This is a genomic window from Bradyrhizobium sp. 31Argb, from assembly GCF_043638955.1.
Classification (GTDB): domain Bacteria; phylum Pseudomonadota; class Alphaproteobacteria; order Rhizobiales; family Xanthobacteraceae; genus Bradyrhizobium.
The window spans coordinates 1-9286 of sequence record NZ_JBEGDB010000303.1 but is presented as its reverse complement, the minus strand read 5'-3'; the positions used below and the strand labels follow the sequence as shown (position 1 = coordinate 9286).

9 protein-coding genes and 1 pseudogene are annotated in these 9286 nt (G+C 65.1%); 4 read left to right on the top strand and 6 right to left on the bottom strand.

Going from position 1 to position 9286, the window contains the following annotated elements:
- Positions 1 to 124: 124 nt before the first annotated feature.
- From AAFX91_RS35205 to AAFX91_RS35180, 6 genes and pseudogenes are all read right to left on the bottom strand, one after another.
- Entirely contained in the window at positions 125 to 955 is an 831-nt protein-coding gene (locus AAFX91_RS35205) for a TonB family protein (protein ID WP_394569614.1), read from the bottom strand.
- A 7-nt stretch (positions 956 to 962) separates the two neighbouring features.
- Positions 963 to 1409, bottom strand: a complete 447-nt coding sequence (exbD, locus tag AAFX91_RS35200) for a TonB system transport protein ExbD (protein ID WP_282529761.1) — start codon at positions 1407 to 1409, stop codon at positions 963 to 965.
- A 3-nt stretch (positions 1410 to 1412) separates the two neighbouring features.
- The gene (gene exbB, locus AAFX91_RS35195) at positions 1413 to 2144 is read right to left on the bottom strand and encodes a tonB-system energizer ExbB (RefSeq protein WP_130581545.1); all 732 of its coding nucleotides are present in this window, start codon (positions 2142 to 2144) and stop codon (positions 1413 to 1415) included.
- Positions 2145 to 2351: 207 nt separating this feature from the next.
- Positions 2352 to 2849, bottom strand: a pseudogene (gene hutX / locus AAFX91_RS35190) (heme utilization cystosolic carrier protein HutX); the annotation flags it as partial.
- A 10-nt stretch (positions 2850 to 2859) separates the two neighbouring features.
- Positions 2860 to 3195, bottom strand: a complete 336-nt coding sequence (locus tag AAFX91_RS35185; protein WP_130581534.1) for an antibiotic biosynthesis monooxygenase — start codon at positions 3193 to 3195, stop codon at positions 2860 to 2862.
- A gap of 179 nt (positions 3196 to 3374) precedes the next feature.
- A complete protein-coding gene (locus AAFX91_RS35180; RefSeq protein ID WP_394569613.1) occupies positions 3375 to 5768 on the bottom strand; it encodes a TonB-dependent hemoglobin/transferrin/lactoferrin family receptor in 2394 nt (797 codons plus the stop codon).
- Positions 5769 to 6030: 262 nt separating this feature from the next.
- On the opposite strand from AAFX91_RS35180, the gene AAFX91_RS35175 reads away from it, so the two are divergent.
- From AAFX91_RS35175 to AAFX91_RS35160, 4 genes are read left to right on the top strand one after another with little or no spacing between them, the layout of a single operon-like run.
- Positions 6031 to 6237: a hemin uptake protein HemP gene (locus tag AAFX91_RS35175; RefSeq protein ID WP_130581536.1), complete on the top strand. Its 207-nt coding sequence runs from the start codon at positions 6031 to 6033 to the stop codon at positions 6235 to 6237.
- Between the two features lie 7 nt (positions 6238 to 6244).
- Positions 6245 to 7195 (top strand): hemin ABC transporter substrate-binding protein, encoded by a 951-nt coding sequence (locus AAFX91_RS35170; RefSeq protein ID WP_394569612.1) that lies wholly within the window; start codon positions 6245 to 6247, stop codon positions 7193 to 7195.
- Positions 7192 to 8292 carry a FecCD family ABC transporter permease gene (locus AAFX91_RS35165; RefSeq protein WP_394569611.1) on the top strand — a complete coding sequence of 367 codons (1101 nt, stop codon included), beginning with the start codon at positions 7192 to 7194 and terminating at the stop codon, positions 8290 to 8292. Before AAFX91_RS35170 ends, AAFX91_RS35165 begins: the two co-directional genes overlap by 4 nt.
- On the top strand, positions 8289 to 9083 hold the full coding sequence (locus AAFX91_RS35160; RefSeq protein ID WP_394569610.1) for a heme ABC transporter ATP-binding protein: 795 nt from the start codon (positions 8289 to 8291) through the stop codon (positions 9081 to 9083). The genes AAFX91_RS35165 and AAFX91_RS35160 overlap by 4 nt, the downstream gene beginning before the upstream one ends.
- Positions 9084 to 9286: the final 203 nt, after the last annotated feature.

Sequence of the window (9286 nt, the reverse complement as noted above, 5' to 3'; positions counted from 1 at the left end):
TTTGTTGGGCATACGTTCTCCGTTAGAGAACTGTCCCTAATTTCCCGTGTCTCACTTTTGGGGGGCACTCCACTACCAGCGGTCCCGGGTTACGCTGGCGCTTCACCCGGGCTACATGCGGCGCCTATCGCAGCGAGAACGAGATCGGCACGTTGAAGCCCATGGCGGGGTGCTTCATGTCGGCGGGAAACGGCGGAAACGGCTGGGCGCGGCGAACCATCGCCACCACCTCCGCATCCAGCGCGGGATTGCCCGACGACTGGCCGAGCCGGCTCGACGTCACCTGTCCGTTGCGGCCGAGTGTGAAAACGACGCTGGCGACGCCCTGCTGTCCGGCGGACTTGGCACCCGGCGGATATTGCTTGAAGCGCAGGAGATGGGCACGGACGATCTGATTGTAGGAGGCGACGGCGGCCGCGGAGGCGCCGCTGCTGACGGCGGACATGGTCGGTCCCTGGCGCTCGACGCGTGGTGACGCAGTGGTGCGCGGCGCCGGCGGTGCCTCCGTCGGCTTCTTGGCGTCGGGGCGGACCACCTTTGGCTTGACCGGCGCCGGCTTATGGTCGGGAACGGGCTTTGCAGGTTCGGGCGTCGGCGGCGCCGGCTGCACCTTCTGCTCCGGTGGCGCCACCACCTCCGGTTTTTCCTGCGGCGGGGTCGGCGGGATCAGCTCTTCCACCGCCTGCTGCGGCGCCGGTTCGGGCGGCGAAGCGTCAGCGGCCTGCATCTCGGGGCCCGGCGCGAGATCCAGTGGCGTCGATTGCGGCGCCGACGTCGCCGGCGCCATGTCGACCATGATCGCAGGCAGGGAGACGCCGGGCAGCGGCTGCTCGCGATACCATTTCATGCCGGCCGCGATCAGCGCCGCATGGGTGGCGAGGATTGCGAGCGCCGAGATGCCCCAGCGCCGCAACGCGGTCTGGTCGGTGACGTCATGCAGCGCGAAGGCGTTCATTTGAGGATCAGCTCCGGCCGTCGAGGCCGACCAGCGCGATCTTGAGATAGCCCGCGTTGCGCAACAGGTTCATCACCTCCATCAATTCGCCGTAGCTCACCGCCCTGTCGGCACGCACGAAGATGCGCTCGTCCTTGCGGCCCTTGGTGGCGCCGTCGATAGTCGTGGCGAGCGCATCACGCGCGACGATATCCTCGCCGACGGCGACGGACAGATCGGGCTTCACCGTGACGAACACCGGCTTGTCCGGGCGCGGCTGCGGCTCGGCGGTGCTCGCGGGCAGATCGACGCCGAGGTCGACGGTGGCGAGCGGTGCCGCGACCATGAAGATGATGAGCAGCACCAGCATGACATCGATGAAGGGGGTGACGTTGATCTCATGCGCCTCGACGAGATCGTCCTCGGCCCGAAACCGCCCGCCCCCTGCACTGCCCGCCCCGAGCCTGACGCCCATCATTCACTCCGCGGCGCGGGCGAGGCGAAACAGGCCACGGTCGCCCTCGCGGCTGACCAGGAGCAGCACCATCGCGCAGGCATCTCCAAGCAGCGCGCGATGGGCGGCGATCGACCGCGTCAGATGATTGTAGATCACGACCGCAGGGATCGCCGCGACCAGCCCCAGCGCGGTCGCAAGCAACGCTTCGGCAATGCCGGGCGCGACCACGGCGAGGTTGGTCGTGTGCGCTTCGGAGATGCCGATGAAGGAATTCATGATGCCCCAGACCGTGCCGAACAGGCCGACAAAGGGCGCGGTGGCGCCGATGGTCGCGAGCACACCGGTGCCGCGCGCGATCTGCCGTGCCATCGCGGCCTCCACCCGCTCCAACCTGAGCGCGGTACGCTCCTTGAAGCCGTCATCGAACACGCCGCCGGAAAGGCTCGCCTCGCGCGCCGCCGATTGGATGATCTGCGCCACCGCGTCGTCGCCGCCGCGGCTCGCCTGCTCCGCCTCAGCCAGCAGCGTATCCTTCTCGAGCAGGCGCAGCCGCTGTTTCGCCAGTGCCGTCTTGCGGCGGATCTCGATGGTTTTCGCCAGCCAGATCGTCCACGTCGCCAGCGAGGCGAAGGCCAAGCCGATCATGACCGCCTTCACCACGATGTCGGCGCTCTGGAACATGCCCCAGGGCGAGAGGTTGCGCGGCAATAGCGCGTTATCGTCGGCGGCGAAGCAAGCAGCCGGCCACAGCATTGCGCTGGAAGCGATCAGCGCCGTGACGATCGGGCGCCGGCAAAATCCATCGAACCATGCTTGCATGATCGCTTCCCGCCGTTGCTTCCTCAGGCCGCGCCCCTAGAGCTTCGGTTCTGATTGAATCAGAACCGAAGCTCTAGATTCTTGTATTGACGCGTTTTCTTCATGCGAACCGGTGTCCACTTCGCTCGAAAACGCTCTAGGCGCGATCCGGTCCGCGAGTGCGCGGAAGCGCTGGAGCTGGTCGCCGCGCAGCGCGCGGGTCTCGTCGCGGCCGACGAACACCTTGAACATGATGCCGCCGTCGACATTAATGAAGGCGATGAAGGCCGACGACTTGCCCATGAAGGGGCGCTCGACAAACGCGATCGCCCCGCAACGCTCGTGGCGGAGATGGCCGTGCAGGCCCTTCGGCTGCATCAGGTTGAAATAGCCGCGGCCGATCTCGCCACCCGGTATTGCGCCGGTGAACTCGAAAATCGCATCGTCGGTGTGGACGATCAGCGTCACCTCGCCCCAACCAGCGACGTCCTGCATGGCGGCGGCGAATTCGCCGCCCGCACCGATCCGCACCATCTCGCCCGGCAGCGCCTCGATCACCGCGCGCGGCGAAACCTTTCGCTCACGCGCGACGTTCTCGATCACGGCGCCGGGATTTTCGGCCATGTAGGCCCTGAGATCGGCAAGCTCCGTACTCGACATGGCGGTCTCCTTACGCCGCAGCGCTCGCCTTGCGCTCGGTCTGGATCACCTCAAAGCCTTCGAATTTGGGATGGCCGAGATAGAGGCTCTCGCCGGTCTTGTTGTCGGCACGGGCATGCGCGCGGCGGAATTCTTCCGAGCGTGTCCAGGCTTCGAACGCCGCCTTGTCGACCCAGGTGGTGTGTGACGAATACAACGTGTGGTCCTCGGCCTCAGGCCCCTTGAGCAGATGGAATTCGACGAAGCCCGGCAGGTTGCCGAGATAGGATTCCCGGGTAGCCCAGACGGTCTCGAACGCCTGCTCCGAGCCCTTCTTCACCTGGAAGCGGTTCATGGCGATAAACATTGTCGAATTCTCCTTCTGGTTTGCGGCGCTGGCCGCTCGTTGGGTTTTCGGCGCTGCGCCGCTTGCGCAGCCTGCCGGTTAAGTTGGTTGAAAACAAGAACGCGCCAAGCCGCGCTGGCATCAGCGCGGCCGGCGGCATGATGGTGATGGCCCTCCCGTCAGGGCTGCCGGTTCCTCGATCAGGTCCCTCCAAAGTGATATCTGAGGCCGCCCTTGAAGACGATCCCCGGCCCCGCGCTGGCCCATTTGACGTCGTTCTGGGTGTCGCCGGTGGAGCCGACCGGGATGGCGTAGGGACGGTAGTATTGATCCAGGAGGTTCTCGACCGAGAAGTTGAGCACCAGATCGCGCGTCGGCGTGTAGGCCACGTAGAGATTCACGAGATCGTAGGACGTCGCCGGCGTGAAGGTCGGGGGAATATTGTTATTGGCCAGCGCCGACGTCCACATCGCGGAGATCACCAGCGTGTTGTCGAGCAGGCGCACGCCGGCCGTGGTGGTGATCTTCTGCGGCGGGATGCTGTAGAGCCCGAGGCCGGTCTGGAGGTTCTTGCCCTGCATGTAGCTCCCGGCAATACCGACGAACCAAGTTCGCGCGTCGTACATCGTTTCGGCTTCGAACCCCTCGATGCGGGCCTCGGCGATGTTCTGGTACTGCACGAAGGGCAACACGGTGATGCGCGGTGCGGGCGGCGGACCGGTCGGAACCACCAGCGGAGGACCATAGGAAACCAGATCGATGTAGTTCTCGATGTCGTTGCGGAAGAAGTTGAACTTGCCGCGGATGCTGTCGCCCGGCACGAACAGGTCGTTCTTCTTCAGGTTGAAGCCGATCTCCTTGTTCTTGCCGATCTCGGGCTTCAGGTTCGGATTGGGGACGAAGCAGAATGTCGAGTCGGCGCCGGGCCCCGGCGTGCCCGACGGACAACGGAAGAACGAATCGTTGATGGTGGCGCCGGAATGCGGGCCGTTGACGAGCGTCTCGGTGATCGACGGCGCGCGGTAGCCTTCGGCATAGCTGACATAGGGCGTCAGTATCGCCGCGGGAAGCAGCCCGACCGTGATCTTCGGCGAAAGGCGGTCGCCGCTGGAGGACGTCGTCCCCGATTCCAACTGGTAATTGTCGTAACGCAGCGCCGAGATGGTTTCGACCAGGTTCTGGTAATTGGCCTTCCACTGCACGAAGCCGCCGGACACCGTGCGACGGCCGCCTGGCGTCGTCACCTCGGACGTGCCGCTCCTGTCGTTCGTGCTCACCTGGTCCTGGAACGCATCAAGACCGTAGGTGATGGCATTGTGCCAATCCAACAAATCGAAACGTGAGGTGTTGTGGATGTCGACGCCGAACGTGTCGAGGAGATAGCCGCGATTGCTGCCGATACAGCCGGAGACGGCGTTGCCGGGCACGCCACCGCAGAAAGCCGACGGCGTGGTGGTGGTATGCCCGGTCTTGACCTGGTCGTTCTCGGTGCGATTCCAGTAGACCTTCGCATCCCAGTCGAACAACCGGTCATCGGGCTGCGAATAGGTCCAGCCGAGCGTCGTCGTGTAGTTCTTCACGTTGCTCGCGTAGACCGACGTGCCGGAGAGATTGTTGGTTCCGTTCGCATTGGTCGAGTTGGGGTCGCCCGCACGCCGCGCCGGCTGACCGACGCTGTAGATATCTTCCTGGAAGATGGTGCCGAGCTTGACTTCGTGCCCATCGGCCGGGCGCACCGTCAGCTTGGCGATGCCGCTGGAAAGCCGGTTGCCGGTATTGGCGACTTCGAACCCGGTGCCGTCCTTGTAGTTCTCCTGCGTGCTGTAGGTGCCGCCCGCGAACACGTCCACATTGGGATTGACGCGAACGCCGCCGAAAGCCGAGGTGAGCCAGCGTCCCTCATTGCTGCCGAACACATTCTTGTAATCGACGCCCCAGCGCTCGCCGGGGCGAACCACATCCTCGATGTCCTTGGTGCGGAACGAGGCCACGCCGCCGATCGCGCCGGAGCCGTAGATGTTCGCCGTCGGGCCGCGCACGATGTCGATGCTGCTGATCAGCTCCGGATTGAGGAAGAAGGAGCCGTTCGCGAAGTGGCCGGTGCGCTGGTAGTTCTGCCGGGCGCCGTCGACCACGACCGCGACGCGGCCGAAATCCTGCAGGCCGCGGATGTTGATCGACGTTGACGGCTCGTCGCCGCGATTCTGCACCCAAACGCCGGGCAGATTATAAAGGAGATCGCCGACCGTGTTGGGCAGGCGGCCCTGGATCTGCTCGAGCGTGACGACGCTGACCGGGGCAAGCGCGTCGATCGCGCGCTCCTCCGTCTTCGATGCGGCAACGGTGATGGTATCGAGCGATTGCACCGTCACGGCACCGATCTGCGCGCGCGCGTTCATCACAGGCGCCGCCGCCTGCTGTTCGACTTTCGGCTTCGCCGGCTTGCGCTTCGCCTGCTTGGCGCGCTCCGACGCGCGACCAGCCGGCTGCGCGTCCGCGGTCTGGGCGAACCCGGACTCGGAAAGCAGCAACCCGATTGAAACCACTGATGCGCCCAAAATGAGGGCGCGCGAAATCCTAGCCCCGTCAGCCATATTGCCCCAATCCCAAGATCTGCTTTTTGGGTCTGGCTGGCGTGCGCTCGCGAAATGATGCGAGCGGCTTGCTGGCTACCAAAATATACGGTGCGGGCCACCCGCCCGCGCCACGTTCGCATTCGTTACGTCGCGGTAACAAAGTGGTCAACAACGGCACGGCACAGTTTATATCGATTGTAAACTGCAGTGATTGGATTGCGGTGCGGGCGACCTGTACAAACAGCCATCCAGAGAACGTTCGGGGCGCAGCAAAGAGGATATGGCGGCAACTTCCGGAGACGATACCGAAGGCGCCGGGGCGCGCACAGCAAATGCCTCACCCGCCGTGAGAAACCTCTCCATGACCGGCAACCGGATCGACAGCCGCGAGCTGTTCCAGAGCGAACGGGAGATCATGATCGCGCATGGCGACGAGATGTACCGGTTGCGTCTGACCTCGCAGAACAAGCTGATCCTGACCAAGTGATCCCTCGATGGCAATTTGTCGCACGCTCGCAGTCCTGCTGATCGCCAGCCTCTTGCCCGTTGAGGCGGCACCCGCCGCAAACACCACCGTGCATGATGCGCGCGACCGCGACGTCATCATCGACAACCCTTCGCGGATCGTCTCGATCGGCGGGGCGATCACCGAAATCCTCTATGCGCTCGGTTTCGAGGACCGCGTCGCCGGCGTCGATGCGACCAGCCTCTATCCGGCGGCGGCGCTGCGCGACAAACCCAATGTCGGCTATATGCGCCAGCTCTCGCCCGAAGGCGTGCTGGGACTCAACCCGTCGCTGGTGCTGGCGGTACAGGGCTCGGGGCCGAAGGAAACCATGGACGTGCTGGAAGCGGCCAAGGTGCCCCTGGTGCTGGTGCCCGAGACCTTCTCCGAGCAGGGATTGCTCGACAAGATCAAGCTGGTCGGCCACGCCATGGATGCCGATCCACGCGCCGCATGCCTGACCACCGCCGTCGCGCATGATCTCGCGCAATTGCGCGAGTTGCGCGCCAAGGTGACGAAGCCGGTGCGGGTGATGTTCGTGATGTCGCTGCTCAACGGCCGCGCCATGGCGGCGGGCCAGAAGACGGCGGCAAACGAGATCATCCAGCTCGCCGGCGGCGTCAATGCGGTCCAAGGCTATGACGGCTACAAGATCGTCAGCGACGAGGCGATCGTCGCCGCCAAGCCCGACGTCGTGCTGTCGATCCAGCGCGGCAAGGATTCGCTGGAAGCCGAGGCGATCTATGCACATCCGGCCTTCGCGCTGACGCCGGTCGCTGCGAACAAGAGCTTCATCTCGATGGAAGGGCTGTATCTGCTCGGCTTCGGGCCGCGCACGGCGGCCGCAGCGCGCGACCTTTCGACGAAACTATATCCGGCGCTGGTGCCGCAGGCGGAGAAGTTCGTGCCCGCGGCGCTCACGGCGAATTGCCGGCAATGAGCGCCTTGGCGGACGCGCGTGGCAATACTGCCGATCCTCGCACCAAGCGCTCGTTGCGCCCGCCCGCATCGCTGACACTGCTTTGCCTTTGCGCCGCGCTTGTCGGCGTTGCGCTCATTGCAGTGACGCTGGGTGCGGCTGGAATTCCCCGCGCCCGCCTGCCTGCCGCGCTCGGCCTATGGAATGACAGCGCGGCCAATCCGCTGGTTGCGCGCGACCAGCTCGTGCTGTGGTCGATCCGGATTCCGCGGATCGTCGCCGCCGCGATGGTCGGCGGCCTCCTGGCGGCATCCGGCGCGATCATGCAGGGACTGTTCCGCAATCCTCTCGCCGATCCCGCGCTCGTCGGCGTCTCCAGCGGCGGCGCCTTTGCTGCAGCAGCCGCGATCGTCTTCACGGACAGCCACATCGGCGAGAGCGTCCGCTTCATGCAGCACCAATTGCTGCCGCTGGCGGCATTCGCCGGCTCGCTCGTGACGACGATCATCCTCTACAGCATCGCGAGCCGCGCCGGGCGGACGTCGATTGCGATCTTCCTGCTGGCAGGAATTGCGATCGCCGCGATCGCCAATGCCGGCATCGGGCTCCTGGTCTTCGTCGCCGACGACCGCCAGCTCCGCGACATCACTTTCTGGATGCTGGGCTCGATGAGCGGCGCGACCTGGAGCAAGATCGCGACGCTGGCGCCGGTGCTCACTGTTGCGCTGCTCGCGTGCCTGTCGATCGCGCGCGGGCTCGATGTCCTCGTGCTCGGTGAAGCCGAGGCCTTTCACGGCGGCGTCGACGTCGAGCGGTTGAAACGAATCTCCATCATCCTGGTTTCAGCGATGACCGGGGTTGCGGTCTCCGTGTGCGGCGTCGTCGGCTTTGTCGGCATCGTGGTGCCGCATCTGCTCCGGCTCGCGATCGGGCCGGCGCACCGGCTGCTGCTGCCTGCTTCCGTGCTGCTCGGAGCCGTGCTCCTGGTCGGCGCAGACACGATGGCACGTACAATCGTCTCACCAGCGGAAATGCCAATCGGCATCCTGACGGCGGCGGTCGGCGCGCCGTTCTTCCTCGCCATCCTGCTGCGGCAGCGCAGCCTGGTCTCGCTATGATTCCGATGCTGCAGGCGAGCTCGGTCTCAGTGGTGGTCGGCGGCGCCACGCTGGTCGACGGCGTCGACCTCAGCGTCAATCCAGGAGAGATGATCGCGATCGTCGGCCCGAACGGTGCCGGCAAGTCGACGCTGCTGCGCATGCTGTCCGGCGACATCACGCCGACCCGCGGCACGGTCGAACTGAAGCAGCGCGCGCTCCGCGCCTATCGGCCGCGCGAATTGGCGCGGCATCGCGCCATGCTGTCGCAGCATGTCAACGTCACCTTCCCGTTCACGGTGGAGGAAATCGTCTATATGGGCGCGGGCGACAGTTCGCGCGCGACGGCGGCGCCGCTGGTCGAGTCCGCCTTGGACGAGGTCGGTCTGAGAGGCTTCCGTCATCGCCAATTGCCGACACTGTCGGGCGGCGAACAGCAGCGTGCGCATTTCGCCCGCGTGCTGGTGCAGCTCGCCTGCGGCGAAGCGCAGAACGGTCCCGGCCTGTTGCTCCTGGACGAGCCGACCTCGAGCCTCGACCTCAGGCACCAGATCGACCTGGTCGAGACCGCGCGCCGTCGCGCGCAGAGCGGCACCGCGGTGATCGCGATCCTGCACGACCTCAACCTCGCGATGCGCTTTGCCGACCGCCTCGTTCTCCTGCATCGCGGCCGGCTCGCCGTCGACGGCGGCCGCAGCGAGGCGATGACCGCGGAGACGATCCGCACGATCTTCGAGGTCGATGCCACGATCGACTATACCGACCGCGGCATTCCCTTCCTGCTGCCGCAAACGATGCGACCGGTGACGTAACGCCGCAGGGCATATCCAGCGGCAATCGTTAGAGCGTTTTCGAGCGAAGTGGACACCGGTTCGCGTGAAGAAAACGCGTCAATACAAGAATCTAGAGCTTCGGTTCTGATTCAATCAGAACCGAATATGCTCTAGGCCGTGTGGACAGTTACCTTATCCAGAGCAGAGTGGCGGCAATGGCGACGACGGCGAAGTAGTTTCGC